General features: G+C 53.7%; 20 protein-coding genes. 2 read left to right on the forward strand and 18 right to left on the reverse strand.

Annotated features, from left to right (window positions below; all coding sequences use genetic code 11):
- Positions 1–77: 77 nt before the first annotated feature.
- From DNH61_RS18295 to DNH61_RS18370, 16 genes are all read right to left on the reverse strand, one after another.
- A complete protein-coding gene (locus tag DNH61_RS18295) occupies positions 78–845 on the reverse strand; it encodes an SDR family oxidoreductase (RefSeq protein WP_111148332.1) in 768 nt (255 codons plus the stop codon).
- Positions 846–955: 110 nt separating this feature from the next.
- Positions 956–1,657, reverse strand: a complete 702-nt coding sequence (locus tag DNH61_RS18300; RefSeq protein WP_111148129.1) for a Cthe_2314 family HEPN domain-containing protein — start codon at positions 1,655–1,657, stop codon at positions 956–958.
- Between the two features lie 241 nt (positions 1,658–1,898).
- Complete coding sequence (locus DNH61_RS18305; RefSeq protein WP_342771458.1) at positions 1,899–2,888, reverse strand: COX15/CtaA family protein; 990 nt, start codon at positions 2,886–2,888, stop codon at positions 1,899–1,901.
- An 85-nt stretch (positions 2,889–2,973) separates the two neighbouring features.
- The gene (locus DNH61_RS18310) at positions 2,974–3,327 is read right to left on the reverse strand and encodes a thioredoxin family protein (protein WP_484216271.1); all 354 of its coding nucleotides are present in this window, start codon (positions 3,325–3,327) and stop codon (positions 2,974–2,976) included.
- 129 nt (positions 3,328–3,456) lie between these two features.
- Entirely contained in the window at positions 3,457–5,172 is a 1,716-nt protein-coding gene (locus DNH61_RS18315) for a copper amine oxidase N-terminal domain-containing protein (protein WP_181438772.1), read from the reverse strand.
- Positions 5,173–5,263: 91 nt separating this feature from the next.
- Positions 5,264–6,946 (reverse strand): putative polysaccharide biosynthesis protein, encoded by a 1,683-nt coding sequence (locus DNH61_RS18320; protein WP_245948239.1) that lies wholly within the window; start codon positions 6,944–6,946, stop codon positions 5,264–5,266.
- A 23-nt stretch (positions 6,947–6,969) separates the two neighbouring features.
- Positions 6,970–7,695, reverse strand: a complete 726-nt coding sequence (locus DNH61_RS18325) for a ThuA domain-containing protein (protein ID WP_111148134.1) — start codon at positions 7,693–7,695, stop codon at positions 6,970–6,972.
- A gap of 47 nt (positions 7,696–7,742) precedes the next feature.
- On the reverse strand, positions 7,743–8,225 hold the full coding sequence (locus tag DNH61_RS18330; protein WP_111148135.1) for a DUF456 domain-containing protein: 483 nt from the start codon (positions 8,223–8,225) through the stop codon (positions 7,743–7,745).
- A 6-nt stretch (positions 8,226–8,231) separates the two neighbouring features.
- Complete coding sequence (locus tag DNH61_RS18335; RefSeq protein WP_111148136.1) at positions 8,232–8,981, reverse strand: Cof-type HAD-IIB family hydrolase; 750 nt, start codon at positions 8,979–8,981, stop codon at positions 8,232–8,234.
- A 219-nt stretch (positions 8,982–9,200) separates the two neighbouring features.
- Positions 9,201–10,088 (reverse strand): metal ABC transporter permease, encoded by an 888-nt coding sequence (locus DNH61_RS18340; RefSeq protein ID WP_111148137.1) that lies wholly within the window; start codon positions 10,086–10,088, stop codon positions 9,201–9,203.
- Entirely contained in the window at positions 10,085–11,029 is a 945-nt protein-coding gene (locus DNH61_RS18345; RefSeq protein WP_111148334.1) for a metal ABC transporter permease, read from the reverse strand. Before DNH61_RS18345 ends, DNH61_RS18340 begins: the two co-directional genes overlap by 4 nt.
- Positions 11,030–11,033: 4 nt before the next feature.
- Entirely contained in the window at positions 11,034–11,801 is a 768-nt protein-coding gene (locus DNH61_RS18350; RefSeq protein ID WP_111148138.1) for a metal ABC transporter ATP-binding protein, read from the reverse strand.
- Positions 11,802–11,818: 17 nt separating this feature from the next.
- Positions 11,819–12,823, reverse strand: a complete 1,005-nt coding sequence (locus DNH61_RS18355; protein ID WP_425452273.1) for a metal ABC transporter solute-binding protein, Zn/Mn family — start codon at positions 12,821–12,823, stop codon at positions 11,819–11,821.
- 217 nt (positions 12,824–13,040) lie between these two features.
- The gene (locus DNH61_RS18360; protein WP_111148139.1) at positions 13,041–15,101 is read right to left on the reverse strand and encodes a peptidoglycan D,D-transpeptidase FtsI family protein; all 2,061 of its coding nucleotides are present in this window, start codon (positions 15,099–15,101) and stop codon (positions 13,041–13,043) included.
- A gap of 146 nt (positions 15,102–15,247) precedes the next feature.
- Positions 15,248–16,243, reverse strand: coding sequence for a transglutaminase domain-containing protein (locus tag DNH61_RS18365; RefSeq protein ID WP_245948240.1), 996 nt, complete (start codon positions 16,241–16,243; stop codon positions 15,248–15,250).
- 209 nt (positions 16,244–16,452) lie between these two features.
- Positions 16,453–16,947: a hypothetical protein gene (locus tag DNH61_RS18370; RefSeq protein ID WP_245948241.1), complete on the reverse strand. Its 495-nt coding sequence runs from the start codon at positions 16,945–16,947 to the stop codon at positions 16,453–16,455.
- 211 nt (positions 16,948–17,158) lie between these two features.
- Between DNH61_RS18370 and DNH61_RS18380 the strand changes: the two genes are divergently transcribed.
- Positions 17,159–18,349: an MFS transporter gene (locus DNH61_RS18380; protein ID WP_111148141.1), complete on the forward strand. Its 1,191-nt coding sequence runs from the start codon at positions 17,159–17,161 to the stop codon at positions 18,347–18,349.
- Positions 18,350–18,450: 101 nt separating this feature from the next.
- On the forward strand, positions 18,451–18,828 hold the full coding sequence (locus DNH61_RS18385; protein WP_111148342.1) for a ribonuclease M5: 378 nt from the start codon (positions 18,451–18,453) through the stop codon (positions 18,826–18,828).
- Here DNH61_RS18385 and DNH61_RS18390 read toward each other — a convergent pair.
- Together DNH61_RS18390 and DNH61_RS18395 are read right to left on the reverse strand one after the other, a co-directional pair.
- Entirely contained in the window at positions 18,819–19,751 is a 933-nt protein-coding gene (locus tag DNH61_RS18390) for an AEC family transporter (RefSeq protein ID WP_111148142.1), read from the reverse strand. The two genes, DNH61_RS18385 and DNH61_RS18390, sit on opposite strands and share 10 nt — an antisense overlap.
- A gap of 33 nt (positions 19,752–19,784) precedes the next feature.
- Positions 19,785–20,399, reverse strand: a complete 615-nt coding sequence (locus DNH61_RS18395) for an SCO family protein (protein ID WP_111148143.1) — start codon at positions 20,397–20,399, stop codon at positions 19,785–19,787.
- Between the last annotated feature and the right edge of the window lie 7 nt (positions 20,400–20,406).

The following is a 20,406-nucleotide window of genomic DNA, read 5'->3' on the forward strand; positions in this document are numbered from 1 at the left end:
GCCGGGCTCTTTTCTTTATCCACATCCCGTACTGTATGGGCTAAAAGATCTTACAGTCTTTTCCGCTTACCTACCTGTTACCGGATTGTATTCTTGATGGGGTCAAAGCCACCGGTAACATCCAGCAGATTGCCAGTAATGAAATCCGACATCGGGTGGCATAGAAATTCGATTGCTCTAGCTACATCCTCGCCGGTACCCGGACGCCCCCGCGGCGATTCCCCGTCCGTCTGGCCTGCCACATCGGCTATCGCCTTCTCCTTGTTCGCACCGCGGATATCTCCCGGACAGATCATATTCACTGTAATGCCATGGGCAGCTTCTTCCACGGCCAGCGATTTGGTAAAGGACACAAGCGCGGTCTTCGCAGCAGCGTACACCGCTCTCTGCGGCCAGGCACGGGATTCCCCTGCATGACCAAAGCCATAATGAATGATGCGCCCCCAGCCGCGTGTGCGCATTCCTGGCAGCAAGAGATGATCCAGCAGCATGACACCCAGCAGGTTGCCATTCACCAATCCGGATATCTCATCATGCGTATAATCGGCAAACAATCTTCGCTCCCGTATGAATGGTCCTGCGTTATTAATCAGGATATCAATTGCGCCGAACATCTCTTCGGCCTTCTTCGCCAGCTCCCCGACCTGCTTGGGATCGGCGATATCTGCCTGGATTGCCGCAGCTTCAACGCCGAGAGACTCAATATCTGCCTTCAGACCTTCGGCTTCTGCCTCACTGTGAACATAGTTGATTACGATACGGCATCCCTGACTCGCGAGTTGTAGTGCAGTACGTTTGCCAAGGCCTTTCGCGCTGCCGGTAATTAAGGCCGTTTTGCCCTTCAGCTCCACGGTTGTCCTCCCCCTGCTCATCATGAACCGGCTGCCGGCGGAATACATTCAGCAAGCAGCTGCGGCTATGACAGTCTTAACACGAGTATAACACATGTTCACGCCTAGCTCATCCTCTGGCAGGCGTACCGGAATACAAGCAGCAGCGTCTCGGTGACGAACTCGAATGCTTCATCGAGATCGGCCATCTGTGTCCGGATATTCTCAAGTGCCGCCGCTTTGCCATAAGCCTTATGACTCTGCAGCAGATCATCTGTCAGCTCAGAGTTCATGTAATGGATCTCAGTATTCCTTCTCTTGCGGAGGCGGGACATCGCGTCCCGGTGCCGGTCCTTCACTTCTCCAAGGGCCATGGCCAAGGCCGGGTGATGCCGGTTCTCCCTCATTCCGCGAAGTACAGTGAAGTAGGAAAAGTGCGTCTTCATCTTCTCGGTCTTCAGCCCGAATACATCGTTCATCAGTGTTCCCAGCTTGTCAAGCACGGCAAATACACGGATGAAGGCATTCTTGTCAAAATAGACGTGCCGGTAGTAATTGAACAGCTCTTCATCCGACATCTCGCTGAGCGAATTCTTCGTAATCCGTTCAGCATAGCGCTTGGCCGCATAACGGCTTTGCTCTAGTTCATTCAATGACGCCATTAAACCCTTGGACCAGATTTCCTGCGTGCGAAGCCGGTGATCGCCGTCCTTACCTGCTGCAGCCCTGCTCCCCACTGCCGTTGCAAACTGCTCCATTTGTCGAAGGGTCTCGCCAAGCTTGCCTTCCCTTCCTCTAGGGTTCTCGTTAAACAGAAACCTCAGCACATGACCCCTCCTCTATTAATATGCTCATCCTTGATGCACCATGTGCGTTTCTCAACTAATTGCCCCTGCTGATCCCTTTAATACTTACCCATTATCAGCACATACAGCTTGTCAACAGGTGCCGCCGTTGCATTTGCCATCGCCGGATACTGCCGCTTATGAAAAAGGCGGCCCCGTCAAATGACGCGCGGGCCGTCCCTCTTGTTCAGATGCTTGTCTTATAAGGCAGTTCATTACTTCGTTACTCTGCTTCCCTAGGTTCCCGGAGCAGCCAAGAACGTATAGCCATATCGGACATAATGCCGAACAGGCCGCAGATGATCAGGTTATGAAGCAGGCTTGTGAAGATATAGACCTCGTCATGACCAATAGTAACGACCAGCAGCGCTCCGCTGAGTACCTGGCTCACAACGAGAATCAGACTCCATGCGCTTGCCCGGATCAAACCGCTCTCAGGCGCTGTGGTACGCTTGATGAAGAAATACAGCGCTACGAGAATGATAAACATAATAATCGCCGCAACCCGATGGATAAATGCCACGCCTGTTGCGCCTGTAAGCTCTGGTACAACTTCACCGTTGCAGAGCGGCCATCCCAGGCAGCCGCCAGATGAGTCAGTATGCCGGATATAAGCACCGATATAGACAACTCCAATACAATACAGCAGCGCGAACCAGGTCATCGGGTAAACGCTGCGCGGCACTCTCGGCGGCCTTGCCGGAACACCGTACCGGTGCCGGTATGCCCATATAACAAGCAGCAGCGTACAGGCAAAAGCCAGCAGCGATATGCCAAAATGCAGGGCCATGACCTCGGAGGACTGCGGCCACTTGACAGCTGCCGCCCCCATTAAAGCCTGCACAACCGTGAAGAATAAGATCCCGCTTGCGTAGAACACCGCCTCCCCGGATTGCCGGTGAGTGCGCAGTGTAGCGATGAACAGCAGTACAACAATCAGCCCAACAATCCCTGTTACCAAGCGATGGGAGTATTCAATCAATGATTCCAGCGTGTAGGCGGGAACAAATTTGCCGTTACAGAGCGGCCAATCGTCTCCACAGCCCCTGCCGGATTCCGTATTCGTCACTAGGGCACCTGCCAGCAAAACAATCAGCATGCCGATGCACACTAATATAGCTAGCCTGCGATAGCGGCTGGACACCATAGTTATCACCACTTTTCCGGTTATTAAATCAGCTTCATTATAGCGATAATAACCGGCAAAATCCATGTTGAAAATGTGACAATCATCACAAAGTATTGGTTGTTCGGTAAATGTTCAAAACCTTAAAACCCAGCCCGAATGACTAGCAACATTAGCGCGGCAATGCGTCTCCTACCTGAATCGCACGGTCCAGGAACTGTTCGATCTCCGCCCGGTCCTTCCGCAGCTTGCTGACAAAACGGATCAGCTCGGTTCCCGCACGAAACGCAATGAAGCTTGGAATGCCCAGAATGTTGAGCTCCGAGCACAGCTCAGGCAGGTCATCCCGGTCAACCTCAATGAAGGTAATCTTATCCGCATACTCCCGCTCAACCTCCGGCATGAACGGATCAATGTAGTGACAATCCTTGCACCAGGTCGTCTTGAATACTGCCACGGTCAGCTTGTCCTCCGCAATGCTCGAGCGAAAATCCGTTTCATTCGTCACTTTGATCAATGCAGCCACTCCTTCGTATGGTTTGTTGATTGAATGTAGTTTACCACAAGACGGGCACCTGGAAAAATAAAAGGCTGCCTCCCGGCCATAACCGGTGGCAGCCTCTTCAAACTCTAACGTCGTACAGCGCTGTCTTACTTAGGCGACGTCACGCTCTATTATGAGGATCTTCATATCATCGTACAAGCTCTCCCAGTACAGCGTGCCGTTAAGAGCCTTGGTCAGGTCTCTGGCTGGCACGTACAGTGTTCCCTTCACGGAAGTTACCGGGAAGCTCCACTGTACCGACTTGCCGTTGATAACAGCCGTCTTGCTGCCTTTCTTCACGACAATCTCCGCGCCGGTTGCTCTATCCAGAATGGTTGCACTCTTCGTCTTGCCATTGTACTTCACTTCTGCGCCAAATGCTTCGGCGGTCTCCCGAAGCGGCACCAAGGTCCGGCCGTCAGGTGTTACAATCGGCGGATATTGGCTGTACTCGGGATCCAATATAACCTGTTGATGACCTACACCAAATGTATTCTTAAGCAGATCATACATCACCGAATTCGTGTTAAATTCACGAAGGAATTCATAGCCCTGCATCCCAGCCAGCTCTTCCATGCCAAGGGCATTCGGATCCGCAGCTGGCTTCTCAGCCGCAACCTCACCGTTGACATTCCACATTTCACTGGACGAGGAAATACGGATACCCTCGATGAACGAGAAAGCGGAGCCTACACTGCCAAGACCCGCACCGTAGAAGTCTTCCTCGTACATATCTTCCTCGTACATTTCTTCTTCAGATGCCGCTTCGTCTTCCATGTACTCTTCTTCCATGTCAGCCGGCGCTTCCGGGAACTTCGGCTTGATCATAAGCTCTGTTTCCGTCTTGCGGATATCGAGCTTGCTGTCTACATAGACATTCGCCTTGAGGTACGTCTGCTCGTTGAATACGGACTCTACCGACTCGGGCGACTCTGCCGCTGCCTGCTCCATGTTCGTCTTCAAGCTCTTAAGCAGCGATGTCAGCTGAGCCGCAGCTTCCTTCAGCTGCTTCTCATCACTTGCTCCCACCGGGAGCGACTCTTCCGGGAACGGAGCTCCGAGCGATGCGAACAGATCTTTATTATCCTTCATCAGCTCATTAATCGCGATCATCACTTCCGCTAGACCTTCTTCATCCTGAATAAGCGCATCAAGATAAGTAATGATCCACTGCCACAGCTGCTTGCCATTCAGCTCCACCTGAACCTGCATCAGGTTAAGCTCTTCGCCCCCGACCGTGGTAGCCGCCGGCTTGACGCTCAGGCTCTCAGGGTTTGGCATGTTGTCAATGGCATAGCCGCCAACAAGGTCAATCACTTTCCTTCCAATCTCCGTCAGCTGGTCTTCTGCAGCCTTGCCCACTTCTGGCGCAGATGCACCCGGGGCTTCCGGCAGCAACAGGCCGTTCAGTGCTTCCTCCGACAGATCAAGCAGGATTGGACGCTTGGCCCCTTCAAGCAGAATCTCCATCTTCTCTTCAGCCATCTTGAGACCGAATCCGATGCTTGCATCCCCAAGCATAAGCTTGCCCTTCATGGAAGCATGATTCGCATCACTTACTTTGATATCAGACAGCTCCAGCTTCACGTGTGACAGCATGGACAGCGCCTCGTAGCCCGGAACTTCAGCATTCTGCAGCTCTTCAAGCTGTTCTTCATTAATCAGCAGTTCAAACGCCATCGTCTGGCTGCCCTCATAGGATGTTGTAATCAATGATTGCTTCAATACCTTGTTAAGGTCAACGCCTGCGACAGCTTGACAGCCTGCCACGAATACCATGGTCAGTGCCAACAGCAGAACGGCCAGTTTGCTCTTCATAGAATTCATTAACAAAAAACTCCTCTCGTATGTAGTGTATGACTTCTGTAAAGTCATTCTATCATGATGAGAGGAGTTCGAATATACATTTCATGAAATTCTATGCATCTTTTTTGGCATGTCTTTCCCTACCGAACAAGCGAAGCAGAATACCGAACACCTTGCGCAGCGGCTTCGGGAAGGCGGCCGCCTCTGTTGGCGTCACCACGCGCAGGACGACCAGCAGGACGAGATATAGACCGCCCATTACCGAGCCCGAAACAGCAGCTGTCAGGAAGCATGCCAGCTTGTACCAGATCCCCTGCAGCATATACAGGCCAGCCGCGTCCAGACCCCAGCCTGCGCCCGCCGTGATGGCGATAACGGCCAGGTAAGGGACCCAGCGCTTGCCCAGCACCTCGAAGTTAACCTCCCTGCGTACAGCAGCATTGTTCAACATCGAGATCAGCAGGAAGGCGGCTGTTGAGGCAATAATCAGGCCATATACGCCAAGGAACGGAGCCAGCGCAACGCTTCCCGCTGCCTTCACCGCCATTCCGATCAGGGTATGACGCATGGCAAGTCTCGGCTTGCTCATACCGAACAGGATCGAATTGGACGTCATCATCGTGATTTGGAAAATCGTGCCGGCCGTAAGAGCAGCGACCACGCCGCTGCCGCCTGGTTCAAACAGCAGGCCTGTGATAGATTGGGAAGCTACGGTCAGCACAAGTGCGGCTGGCACACCGGTATAGACGACGATCCGCATAACAAGCGAAACCTGTCGACGCACTTCATCGAGCTTGTTAACAGCATAAGCCGATGAGATGACCGGAATGATCGAGGTGCTCAGCGCAATAGCCAGAATCGGCGGTATACCTGCAATAGACTGTGCCTTAATGGTCAATGCGTTTAACGCGGAATGTGCGGCATCATCTGTATAGAAGGCGCTCGTCAGCCGCATGAACAAGGTAGCGTCAAAGGCGTAGAACAAGTTCACCGTAATCGCTGTCAGCACAATCGGGATCGATATCTTGAAGATGTCCCGGTAAATTTCGGAAGCCCTCAGCTTTCGGCTTGTCTCCGGCTTCCTTACCGACATAATACCTGCAGCATCCAGCGAAGCCCTGCGGCTCCGTTTGGTCTCCGCTTCCTGCGCATCATGACGCCGGAGCTTGGCGGCATACCAGATCATAATAGCGAGGGCGCCAATCCCTCCCAGCACGCTGCCGAAAGTAGCCGCTGCCGCGATCCACTCATCACTGTATCCGATACTTAGGACAATGAAAGCAAGACCGACACCGACGACAACCCGTAAAATCTGCTCGATAATCTGCGATATGCCGCCGGCTGCCATCAGCTGCCGGCCCTGAAAGTACCCCCGCATCATCGCGATGATCGGGAAGAACAGAAGAGCTGGCGCAATCGCCCGAATGGCAAGTGCAGCTCCCGGATTAGCGGAGATGTTTGTGGCGATGAACGGAGCCAGCAGGAAGAGCAATGTGGACATCAGAATGCCCGCCATGATCCCGAAGAGAAGAGCAGCCCTGTAGATCTGCTTCGCCTCCGATACCTTCCCCTGCGCATACCGCTCGGAGATCATTTTGCTGACCGTACTGGGTATACCCGCCGTCGCGACGGTGAGCAGCAGCAGGTAGATTGTGTTGGCCGTTCCAAAATAGGTACCGCCTTCCTCGGTCAGCATGTAATCAAGCGGCACCCGCTGGAATATGCCGAGGAAACGGGCGACGAGCGCCGCCGCCGCCAGTATGATGGTGCCTTTGATAAGCGAATCCTTCTTCATAATTCGGATCTGTTAGCCGCCTTTCACTGCTGTGCCTTGATCGGTTCGAGCGGCTCGTAATTGCCTCTTACCGGAACAGCTGCTCCGGATGGGGCTGCCCACCGGATTCCGTTCTTGATGACCTGCAGCACTTCTTGATTATAATAAGTCGGGTATGTCTCATGGCCCGGGCGGAAGTAGAAGATCTTGCCCTGTCCGCGATAGAACGTACAGCCGCTGCGGAACACCTCTCCGCCCTCGAACCAGCTGAGGAAGATCAGCTCATCCGGCGCCGGAATGTCGAAGTGCTCGCCATACATTTCCTCATGCTCAATCGTTATATATTCAGGGATTCCAGCCGCGATCGGATGGGCCGGGTTGACTGTCCAGATCCGCTCCTTCTCGCCGACCTCCCGCCATTTCAGATCGCAGCCTGTGCCCATAAGCTTCTTGAAGATTTTCGAGAAATGTCCCGAATGCAGAACAATAAGACCCATTCCGTTCATGACGCGCTGATGCACACGCTCAACCACATGGTCATCCACCTGATCGTGGCCCATGTGACCCCACCAGATCAGCACGTCCGTGCTGTCCAGCACCTCTTCCGTCAAGCCGTGCTCCGGCTGCTCCAGCGTTGCAGTCCGCAGCTCAAGCCCCTGCTCAGCCAGGCCCTTCGCCAGTGCCTCATGAATGCCGTCGGGATAGACCTTCGTCACTTCCTCATGAATCTTCTCATGCAGGAATTCATTCCATACTGTCACTCGTATCATCGTTCATTCCTCCTTCATGTCGTATCATTCTTATTACCCTGTTCATCTTAGAAGATAAGCCATAATGCAAAAAGGACGATCATGATTACCTGAAGAGCGATCTTCACTACAATACTGGAGAAAAGTCCGACAACCGATCCAATCCCCACTTTAACTGAGCGTTCAACATTAGAACCCGCTGTCAGCTCGCCGACCACAGCGCCAATGAATGGCCCCAGAATAAGACCGAATGCCGGAATAACGAACGGACCGATCAGCACACCGATGGTGCTGCCGATGACTGAAGCCCTGGAGCCGCCGAAGCGCTTGACTCCCCAGGCATTCACCGCATAGTCAGCGACGAAGAGCACGACCACGATAAGTGTCTGGAGGGTCCAGAATATCCAGCCGAACGGCTCGAAGGAAATGAAGAACCCATAGACGAAGAACGCCGCATAAATGGCCAAAGCCCCCGGAAGAATCGGGTATACCGCTCCCGCAAGCCCGACCAGGAAGAGCACAATGACGAGAATCCAGCCAATGATTTCCACTGAACCTCACCCTTTCATAACGATGTGCTCAATGGCATGAGCAACACCATGCTCATCATTGGTAAGCGTGACAAAGTCCGCCTCAGCCTTGACCGCATCCTGCCCATTACCCATTGCCACGCCAAGGCCTGCAGCACGGATCATGGCCAAATCATTCAGGCTGTCTCCCATGGCTACCACCTGCTGCATTGTAATGCCAAGCAGGCCGCAGAGCTCCTCAAGGGCCGCTGCCTTCGATACACCTGCCGGGTTAAGCTCAATGTTCCACGGAGAGGAATTCGTAATCTCCAAGCCGCCCCACTCGCTGATCTCGGCCAGAATGCCTTCGCGAAGCGTATCATTTTCCGTATAATAGCCAAATTTCAGCCAATGCTGGCCTTCATAGTTGTCCGCCGGCTTGATCCATCTCTCCCGGTTGTATAAGCCCTCTACCGCATAAGCCCAAAACCACACATCCGACTGCATCGCAAGCTCATGCAAACGCTTGATCATCGCAGCATTCATCAGGGTCCGCTTGTGCAGCACATGTGGCTGATGCCAGATCTCACTCCCGTTGACGGTTATCATTGGCGTCGCGAGCCCCAGCTGATCCGCGTAGGGCACTGCGCTTTCGAAGCCGCGCCCCGTTGAGAAACAGACGGTTATGCCCGCTTCCATCGCCCTATGTATCCATTCCGCATTTTCCCTGCTGATTTCCTGCCTGTCGTTCAGGACGGTGCCATCCATATCCAGCGCAATCAAACGATAGTTCCCCATGTCCGCCTCCTCTCTATACCTTCTGCCATTCTATCACATCTTGCACCGCGAGGAAAAAGGCACAGCACCCGAACGGCCCGCGGCTGTTCTCTTGCTTATTGTCCCATTTCGGGACCCGGCTGCGCTGTGCCAAAAACCACGCATTGTATGGACACGAGAAAGACGCCGCATCCGGCCGATAGGCCAGGCGGCGTCCTTTTGACTGCAGTGGATACAAGCTTATGAAGCGGTATGCCGGAGCGCCGCACGGCGGCGGCTGACATATCGCGAAACGATTCCCTGAGAGGGAGAGAACAGAAAAGCAAGTATGAACAGCGCGAGCGCTGCGCTCACCATGCAGCCCGCGATGGATGCGTCAAGCATAACAGCGGCGTAATAACCGATGAAGGTGCTGGCGACACCGATTACGATGCTGAGCCAGATCATAGTGCCCAGCTTCTCGGTAAGCAGATAGGCTGTTGACGGCGGGATAATGAGCAGACCCACCACCAGGATTGCGCCCACGCTCTCGAAGGAGCTGACCGTTGCCATGGAGACCATGCCCATCAGCAGGTAATGGAACAGGGCGACCGGTATGCCAACAGCCGCTGCCAGCGCGGGGTCGAAGGCGCAGAGCTTGAACTGCTTGTAGAACAGCCCGATTACCAGTACAATCAGCACGAGCGTGAAACCGAGCATCCACACTGCCTTCGGAACATAATCGATGCCAAGCACAGTGATCGTGTTCCAGTGTGTATAGGCAATTTCGCCGTACAGCACGCAGTCCAGATCCAGATCGACCTGGCGTGCATTCAGGCTGATCAGGATAACGCCGACCGCGAACAGCGCGGTAAACACAATGCCAATCGAAGCATCCGACTGCACACCGCTCTGATGAAACAGCTGAATCAGGAAGACGGTGACGAGTCCCAGCACTGCAGCGCCAATCAGCATAAACGCGGAATCTCTGGTGCCGCTCATGAGAAAAGCGATCGCAATGCCCGGCAGCACGGAGTGGCTGATGGCATCTCCTACCAGTGACATTCTCCTTAAGACAAGGAAGACCCCTAGAATCGCGCAGCAGGCAGCTACCATGGAGCCGGTCAGAAGTATCCAGAAGTCGCTCATTGGCTCACCCCCCGGCTTGGGGCAGGCACCGCTTGGCGCTCACGTGCCGCAAGATGCTCCCGCTTCGCTCGAAGATGCTGCACCCTGCGGGCGATCAAGCCTTTACGCGGGCCGGCCAGCAGCGACACGCTGAACAGCAGCGTTGCAGCAAGCACGGTCAAGGGACCAGTAGGCATGTTCGGCGCCGCAGCACTGAGCAGTGTTCCCAGCGCTCCGCTGAGTGCCCCAAATATACCGGATAAGACCATCATCATACCCAGCCGGTCGGTCCAATACCTCGCGGATACAGCGGGCGTGATGAGAAGTGCGGCTACTAGTACTACGCCAACAGCCTGAATGCCCACCACAACCGCAATAACCATAAAGAACATCAATAGCTGCTCCAGGAATGCAACGGGAAATCCGAGACCCCGCGCGAAGCCCGGATCAAAGCTGACCAGCTTCAGCTCCTTGAACAGCAGCCAGCAGGACCCGGACAGGAAGAGACTCACAACCAGCATGGTCGCCACATCCGAGCTGACCATCGACGCCGCCTGGCCGAACAAAAACTTGTCTAGGCCGCTTTGGCTTCCGCTGCCGCTGTGCTGGATCTGAGTCAGCAGCACAATCCCGATGCCGAAGAACCCTGTCAGCACGATGCCCATCGCCGCATCTGTCTTCAGCTTGGAATACTTTGTAATCCAGCTGATGCCGAGCGTCGCCACGAGGCCGGCCAGGCCAGCGCCAATCAAGAACAGCATAATCGATTTCGTGCCTGTAAGCATGAATGCAATACAGATGCCCGGCAGCGCGGCATGAGCCAGCGTATCACCCATCAGGCTCTGCTTGCGCAGATATGCGAAGCATCCGATGATTCCGCTGCTGAGCCCAAGCAGCATACAGCCGAGCAGAATCCACTGCGCATTCGGATCGCGCAAAATTTCCAGCAGCTCGTCTAGCATGTCATCACCTGCTTTCTGCCGGAAGCGGAACGTCATGCCCCAGCCTCTCCAGGAAGCCGAGCCTGCCCCCGTACGTGCGGTGCAGATTGGCTGCCGTGAAGGCTGCATCCGTAGGCCCGTATGCCTGCAGGGTTACATTAAGCAGTAGAACGGAATCAAAATATTCCTTCACGGTTGCCAGATCATGATGGACGACGATAACGGTCTTTCCCTGCTTCTTCAGCTCCTGCAGGAGCGTGATAATCGCTTTCTCCGTAGCGGCATCCACACCGGCAAACGGCTCATCCATCAGATACAGGCGCGCATCCTGGGCCAGTGCCCGTGCAAGGAATACCCGCTGCTGCTGTCCCCCGGACAGCTGGCTGATCTGGCGGGAGGCGTAATCGGCCATGCCGACCTTCGCCAGGCATTCCATCGCAATCCGCTTATCTTCAGCTCCCGGCCTGCGGAACCAGCCCAGCCGGCCATAACGCCCCATTAATACAACATCCAGCGCATTGGTGGGAAAATCCCAGTCGACCGATTCCCGCTGCGGCACGTAGCCGATCAGCTTGCGCTGCACACTGTATGGCTTGCCGAACACGGTAACCTCTCCCGAAAGCCGGGGAATCAAGCCAAGTATCGTTTTGATCAGCGTCGATTTACCCGCTCCATTCGGTCCTATGATTCCCATCAGCTTCCCTTCCTCAACCTCGAAGCTGACATTGTCCAGCACCGCTTTCTTCTGGTAAGCGGCACTTAATCCTTTTACAGCCAGTGGACTGTGCGACATAACATCACCTACGTTCCTTATTGGAGTGCCTTCACGATCGTATCAACATTGTGGCGGACCATTCCGATATACGTATCGGCTTCCGATCCTTCCTCACCCATCGCATCAGAGTACAGCTCCCCGCCAATGCTCACTTCATGACCGAGCTTGCGCGCCCCTTCAATAACCGCCTCGATCGCCCGCTTCGGGACACTCGATTCCACGAAGACTGCTTTTATCTTATTCTCGACCAGGTAGTCCCGCAATTGCGAAACATCCTTCGAGCCATATTCCGACGCCGTGCTGATGCCCTGCAGCCCCTTCACTTCAATGTCATAGGCCTGGCCAAAATAGCCGAACGCATCATGAGCCGTTACCAGCACCCTTCCCGATTCGGGAATGGAAGCGATCTGCTCCTCTGCATACTGGTCCAGCTCCTTCAATCGGCTAATGTAATCATCCGCCCTCAAGTCATAACCGTCTGCATGGGCGGCATCCGCTTCCTTGAGCGTGTCCCGGACAACCTCGGCTGCCGAAATCCAGTTCTCCACATCAAACCAGACATGCGGATCATAAACCTCCTCACCGTCATAAGAGACCTTCATCAGCTGCTGATCATTCAGCCTCTCCGAGACGGCCACAACCTTCTTCTTCTCGCCCAGCTTCTCCAGTATTTCTCCCATAGTGCCTTCCAGATACAGACCGTTATAGAAAATCACGTCTGCCTCATCCAGCCTCTTGATATCGCCCTGTGTAGCCTTGTATAAATGGGGGTCAGTACCCGGACCCATCAGGCCGGTTGCTTCGACGTCGCTTCCGCCGATCTTACGCACGATGTCGTTGATCATGCCTGTTGTCGATGTAACCTTCAAAACCTCTGCTTCTTCAGCACCTGCCTCGCGCTCGTCGTTTCCGCAACCACTAAGCAGCGCAGCTGCCAGCAGCATATAAGCCATTGTTACAACCCATCTCTTGAACGGTGCTTTCTTCATCAATAACTGACCCGATGTATGATTCCTGCTGCCGGTTTGGATGCTAGCCATGTGATCACCTTCCTTAATAAATTGCATGGACGAACAACTATTGCCCATAGGACTAATTGTTATCATTATACAATAAAGTTTCCTGTGTGCAACATTTATTTTTTGTGATGATTTTATCGCACACAAAAAAACCGTTCTCCAAGTCATGTTGACTTGGAGAACGGCCGTTTCGCTACACTTGCCGGGAAGCATGTTCTGCCTATATTCGGTTTATTGATTATTCGGCCGCCGCCGTGTCCGCAGCATCTGACTCCTGCTGCTTCGCCTTGCGCGGCGTTCCGTATAGGCCAATCTCTTCATCATAAGCGTCGAAAATCTTGCGGGCAATCGGTGCCGCACCACGGCCGCCAAATCCGCCCTCCGGTACGACAACCGCTACAGCCAGCTTCGGCTTGTCGGCAGGCGCATAGGCGATGAAGACGGCGTTGTCGACCTTCCCTACGCTTGTCGTCTGCTCGGATGTACCGGTCTTCCGGTTGAACGAATAATTAACTCCTTCAAAGCCCTGCACACTGGATTTCATACCGCGCTCAATAACCTGCCAATATTCTTTAGGGAAATCAATCTCGTTCAAAACCACAGGCTCAGCCTTCTCCACTACCTTGCCGTTCTGATCAATAATCTTCTCAACGAACAGCGGCTTCATACGCTTGCCGCGGTTAGCTAGCATAGCCGTATACTGCGCCAATTGGAGCGGGGTATACCTTGCCTGCTGGCCAAACGAAGACAAGATTAAAGCAGATTGAGTGCTACCCACCTGCGCTTCATGGAAATAATCGATAACCCCTTTGCTTTCCCAAGGCAGCCCGCTTTCTGTGGAAACGCCTAGTCCAAACTGCTTGACATATTTGTCCCAGGTCTCTACACCCTCGAGACCGTCATACTTGTGGTACAAAGCATTACCGATTTTCTCAGCCATGAAAGGGTTGGATGATTTTTCAATTGCCCGGGCAGGGTCCATGGAACCATATGCGTGGCCACCGGCATTGGGAATACCTCTACGGTGCGACGTCCCTTCCTTACCATAATAGAACACACCGGTATCATTATAACGAGTATAGGGTGTTATTAATTTTTCGGCCATACCAATTAGAACAGTTAAGGGCTTTTGCGTAGAACCCAGATAAACCAATGAAGACGTATGCTTATTAGCCTCCTCCTGGGTACCCCAGTCCTGATACACCTGACGAATCGTTCCGTTATATTGACTAAATTCAATCTTCTTATAATCCTCGGAATCGATGCTTCCGCCCTTCCACACATTAGGATCATAGTCGGGCATGCTGGCCATGGCCACCACCTTGCCGGTATCCACTTCCATTGCTACGGCGTAGCCTGCTCTAGCATAAGGTGCGTAATCCGGGCTGCTGCGCGGGGCAGACCGAATGTAAGCCAGATGGTTCATGATCGCTTCTTCCGTCTTCAGCTGCACATCCTTGTTAATGGTCAAGTACAGGTTGCTGCCCTTATCCGGCTTTGTAACCGTCGGCTGTCCGATAATAGCCGACTGGCTGTTGATCGGATACGTCTTCACGCCGTTCTTGCCTCTTAGCACATCCTGATACATCAGCTCGATGCCATCCACGCCGACATCCTCCTGCTTCAGATACCGGACCGTTGGATCCTCTTCCTTATCCCGGGTGCCGTAGATTTCTTCAAAGGCCGGTACGGTGTTCACCTTGTTGTATTTCTTTAGATAACCAACCAATTGGACGGCAATCGTGTTTTCATCATAATTGCGAATGCTCTCCTCCACGACCTCCATACCCTCGAACTTATCCCGATGCTCCATGAAGTGAGCAATTTCCTCATTCGTGAGGTTCGATTTGATTCGTCGCGGCGTAGTGGCATAGTTAATTCGAAAATTAATATCCATCTCCTTGATAATTTCATCAACGGTCATGGACTCCTTCGGATCCCCGTACTTCTCGAAGACGGCATGAAGCTCTTCCGCAATACGCCTTGCTTTATCTTCCTTGATGTGCGGGTCAATCGTATAATAGAGCGACTGTGTAGACGTCGAATAGGCGATGCGCGTCTTGCCTGTCGAATCGTAAATATCGCCGCGGATCGGCGGGATCAGCACCGAGCTGGTGCCTATCTTGGTCTCCATCGCCTTCAGCTCCGGAGCCTTGACGAACTGCAATATCGCAAGCTGGATAATCAGCATGCTGAACAATACAAAGGTACTGAAAAAAAACATATTCAGCCGGAATGAGAAATGGCGCCGATTAACAATCTGCCGCTTCTGTTCCTCTTCCGTACGCTGATTCGACATACCGTTCTCCCTCCCTATTCCTTAGCTACGGGCCGTGCCAAGCCCGATTAGCTTCCTTATATTGAGACGACTTAACTGGCCATTTGGTTCTCCTTATACGGTAAGGCTGCCGCAGGAAACGGCAGATTCCCCTTATATCCGGCAAGCTACGCTTCACGGATATGCGTTTTGTCAAAGTCAGCTGTATCGAACCAGTCCCCCGAAGAAGCCCAGGTTGCATCCAGCTGAATCCAGCGCCCAGTATCCGCGGCAAGCACTTCGTTCCAGGCATGCGGTCCATACCCGCCCCGGCCATCCGCGCCCAGCCCTGTGACCACCTTCACATCAAGTCCGGCTGTGCGGGCCATCACGGCATACAGGCGGGCCACATCAATACAAACGCCCTTCCGGGTACGGAAGGTATCATCCGGCGTCTGTTCCTTCCATACGCCATGATCAATATAATTATCGGCTTTATCCCAGTCATATTCAATCCGTGTCCCAATCCAGTCGTACAGCGCCTTCGCCTTCTCTCGGTCGCCCTCCAGGCCCGACGTCAGCTTAACCGCCGCTTCCTTAATTTCATCCGGAACATCGTGATCGATGATCTCATACCGGCGCTCGGCGATCCTCTTGAACTCGGCTTCGACCGCCTTCGTGAAGACAGGCCCCTGTTCAGCCAGCACCCTGCCTGCCACTGGCTCCAGCAGCCGGCCAGCCGCTTCCTGGTACACTGGCGAGGAAGCGATTCCGCCGGCAAGCGGCGCTCCCGGCATTAGCGACACATAGACGAACAGCATGGCGAGAATCAGCAGCGCCCTGCCCGCACCGTGCGCCGCCCCAAGAGCAGCTCCTGCAATCCGGCTGACCGCCCTGCCTGCTGTTCCGCTTTCCCTGCCGGGGCTCAGCCTGCCCAGCAGGTCCACAATGAGCGGAACGAGCAGCATGCCCGCGATACGGGACAGCGTCCGCAGCAGCAGATAGAACACGACCAGCAGCAGACCGATCCGCATAAGCGGAAAGTCGCGAATGCCGGTCACGAACGTATACCACACCTGCATGAAGGTATTTAACTCCCCTGCCGGCACTGTGATATTTCTGCCCTCCAGCCAGATCTCCAGCATAGGCGATACGAAGGAGGCCAGCCTCCAGGCCGCGATCAAAGAGACCAGGCTCCAGACGCCCTCCCAAATAAAAAAGAAAAGGTGCTTCGCTGAACCCGACGCACCCCTACGAAAGCCTTGAATCACCGAGAAACCCAAAACCACTATAATGATCAACGCGACAGGCTCCAAGTAGGAATCCGCCCTGCCCCAATCCATATCTGCCTATTCCCTCCCCGGTGCTTCGCACTGTCCATGCATTGTAATCCCTATCCGTTTTGCTTGGCCTGTTCAATCAGTGCCTTAATATACTCATCGATCTTCCACTTGCCAAGCGATGTACCCCTGTAATAGACGGCTACCTCATTATCTCCGCCGGCGCCAGTCAGCTCCAGCGTATCGGTCTTGACGGTATAAGTCCCGTCACCGTTATCCGTATACGAGGCGCTCTTGATTTCACCCGCCATTGCATTAACCGCTTCCTTCTTCACACTGTCGGCTACCTGCGTGCCGATCGAGGTTATCGAATCAAGGTTCAAATCATTCAGCGTGTAGCCGCTGTAAATGATGACGACTATAACAATGACGGCGACGAGCGCCCATTTCACGACAGTTTTGACAAGCCGGATAATAATGAGAAGTACTACTAGTGCCACGACAAGAATTAACCAGTGCTCCTGAAAAAACAGCTTCCATGTTTCCCAGTCATAATTCAACATTTCCTCAAACACCAAGACACCCCGATTCATCTGTTTCCAAGCCATATGAGCACAGCTCCCGGCTATTCTAGCAACCTACTAGATCGCCCTGGCCCCGTATGCTCAGGTAACAATCATTATACCCCAGCTTCATCCTACCGTAAACGGCATTTGACCGGGACCTTCGCGTTAACATGGCTTGTCCATACATATCCTGTCCCCTTAATGAGTACAAGTAGGATATAGAGAATTTTCGAACTTTACGGGAGAGTGACTCATGCGAACAGCCATCTGGCTTTATCTGTTTTCCTTCGTTGCTGTATTCGATCTGCATGCCCAATACCCTATTCTGACGCCCTTCGCCGTCTCGATTGGCGCAGCCCCTTCGTTCATCGGCCTCATGATGGGAATGTACTCCTTGACGCATCTGCCCGGCAATATTATTGCGGGCTACAGCGTGGACCGGTTCGGCAGCCGCTTCTTTATCGTCATGAGCCTGCTGCTGGCCGGCGGGATTCTGCTGCTTCAATCGAAGGTCACCGACCCTTGGCAGCTCCTGACCCTGCGGTCGGTCAGCGGATTCGTGCTTGCCTTCCTCTCACCCGCCTGTATGGCCATGCTCGCCCGGATTACTTCCGACCAGCTGAAGCAGGGCAAGCTGATGGCTGGCAACGGCCTGGTCCACACGCTTGCTTCCGTCGTCTCGCCGGCGGCCGGAGCGCTTCTGGTGGCGAAGGTCGGCTTTGAACAGGCCTTCTACCTGCTGGGCTGGATACTGATCGGCACAGCGCTCTGTGCGTACTTCTTCATCCGTGAAGCTTCCGCGAAGACTTTGCCAGGTACGGCGAACGAGCCGGCAATGTCAACCGGCGGCCTTCCTGCTGCAGGCAGCAGCCCGCAGCCGTCTTCTTCAGCCGCACCATCCATGCCCTGGCTTGTCTATTCCCTGCCGGTGGCTATGTCCTGTGCCCAAGGCATATTGTCCTTTGAGCTCCCGCTTATGGCTGGCGCCAGCGCTGGCGTAATGACAACCGGGCTACTCTTCTCTGTAATCAGTCTCGGCGCATTGTTCACGCTCAGCCTGCTGTTCCTTAACAAGCTATCTCCATATGCCCGTACATTATGGGGCGCACTGGGATTGGCACTGACCTTCTTCGCCATTGCTATCAAGATACCGGTACCGCTGTACACCCTGCTCTTCGCTGCCGGCATGGCCAAGGGAATTATCTATCCCGCTCTCTCGTCTCTTCTTATCCAGCTCAGCGGGGGCACGCGGTACGGCCGGATGTTCTCCATTCTGTCCGTCGCCTTCTCGATTGGCGCCTTCTTGGGCCCGATGATCGCGGGGCAGATCAGGGAGACCATCTCACCTTACTATGTCGCTTTTCTGTCTCTCATGCTGGCCGTTATTCTGCTGCCTCTGCATACGATCCGGGCATCCTCCGCCCCAACACGAATTACTTCATAAGAAGAGAAGGGACCCTGTGACGCTGTTCCCTATCGCAGCTCCCATGCCTTTCGACATTTCCCGGGAAATGGGTACAATAAGAATAACGGGAGGTGGTCATGGTGGACATCGTTATTATCGTGGAAGGCAAGAATGACCGCAGCAGGCTGAAGCGGGTAGTAACGGACGAAGTTGATATTTTCTGTACCTATGGTACGCCCGGGACACTGCAGGTAGAGCGTCTGATCAAGCAGGTTAACGGGCGGGAGGTCTATATCTTCACGGACAATGATTCATCCGGCAAGCGGATCCGCGGCATTCTGCGCGATGCCTTCCCTGATGCAGAGCATATCTATACGAGAAGAGGTTATCCCGGGGTTGAAGGCACTCCCGAACCCTACCTGCTGGCTCAGCTGGATAAGGCGGGGCTCGGCGAGTATCTGATTTTCCCTGAGCCTGATCCGGCCATGGAACGCTGGAGCAAGGAAGATCAAATCTGAATATTCAACAGGAAAATGACGAAGGTTACCGTTATAATACTGGCTAATGTGGAAACGAATACTGCCTGTGAAGCAAATTCCTTCTCATTATCGAATTCAACGGCCAGCAGCACACTGCTGAGCGAGGTTGGAACAGCTGATGAGACAATGAGGGCGGCGGCGGTGAGACCGTCGATGCCAAGGATCAGCGTAAGGCCCCAGGCGATGACCGGCCCCCCGACAAGCCGCAGCAAGGCTGACAAGCCTACGTCATAGGCAAGCCTACCGCTGATCCGCCAGCTCATGCTCCCCAGCTGCACACCCAGTGTGATCAGCGCCGTTCCAATGAAGGCATCAGCCGTATAATTAATCGGCGTGTAGATAAACTCCGGAACAGGCACCTCCAGCCAGCGCATAACAAAGGCGAGCGGAATAACATAAATGATCGGCATTGACAATATCACCCTGCGGATGGCCCGCCAGTCTGCCTTATGAGCATTCACACTGTAGATGCCGTATGTATTGGGAATCAGCGACTGCAGCATCATGATTAGAACCTGAATCGACAGCGTGTACGGATTGCCCGCAAAGGCAAGCTGATTAAGCGGAATGCCGTAGTTTGCGCTATTATAGAAGAGAACACTGTTCCGCATGGCGCCCCGCATCCCCCCGTCATATCCCTTCAGCCGGATGACAATCTCCACCGCGCCATACTGCAGCAGCATGAAGATCAGCGCGAACAGCATCACAGTTCCGAATATGTCCAGCGATATTGGGGTTTCATACAGCAGCCTGAACATAAGTGCCGGGGAAAATAAATAAAAGTTAAGCTTGGATAAGGTCTTGATATCCAAAGAAAAAGCCCGCTGCAGAATGATGCCTGCAGCAATCATCACGGACAGCGGGAGTACGTTATTCCACAGAATGTGCAAAAATATCGACATCTGTTTATTCTCTTTCCGGGGCAGCTTTCATTCTCAGTCGTTCGCCACATTCTTAACATCGGCCACAACCGATTCTACGCTGGTACCCTCATCTGAGAAACCCCTAATATATTTCCGGATGTTTCCTTCCCGGTCCACAAGCACCAGAATATCCATATGGACAAGGTTTTCCGAGCCTTTGCTGATTACACCAAGGTCAAACTCCCGAGCAATGTTAACGATTTGCTCCGGTTCACCGCGCAGGAAATTCCATCCGTTCAAATCCAGCTGCATATTATCCGCATACTCGCGCATGGCTTCAAGGCTGTCCCGCTCGGGATCGATCGTTATCCAGTTAAATTCGACATCAGAAGGGAACAGTCCGTCCTTCTTCAGCTCGTCCTGCACATCGCTGGCCATTCTGGTCGTCGGCGGGCATACATCCGGGCAATTGGCGAAGAAGAAGTAATAAAGCCTGACCTTGCCGTCCGAATCAGAGCGCTTGGCCATGTTACCATCAAGAGCGGTCAGCTCATAATCCGGTGCAGCCTTGATGACTTCAAGCTTCTCCTCCGGCGTGAACACGAATCTGGATAAGACATACGCCGCCATAGCCGCAACCAGAACAAATAATGCAATCTGAAAGCTGTATTTCTTTACGAATGCCATAGTTTAG

The organism is Paenibacillus sambharensis (assembly GCF_003233845.1).
Taxonomy (GTDB): Bacteria; Bacillota; Bacilli; order Paenibacillales; family Paenibacillaceae; genus Paenibacillus_I; species Paenibacillus_I sambharensis.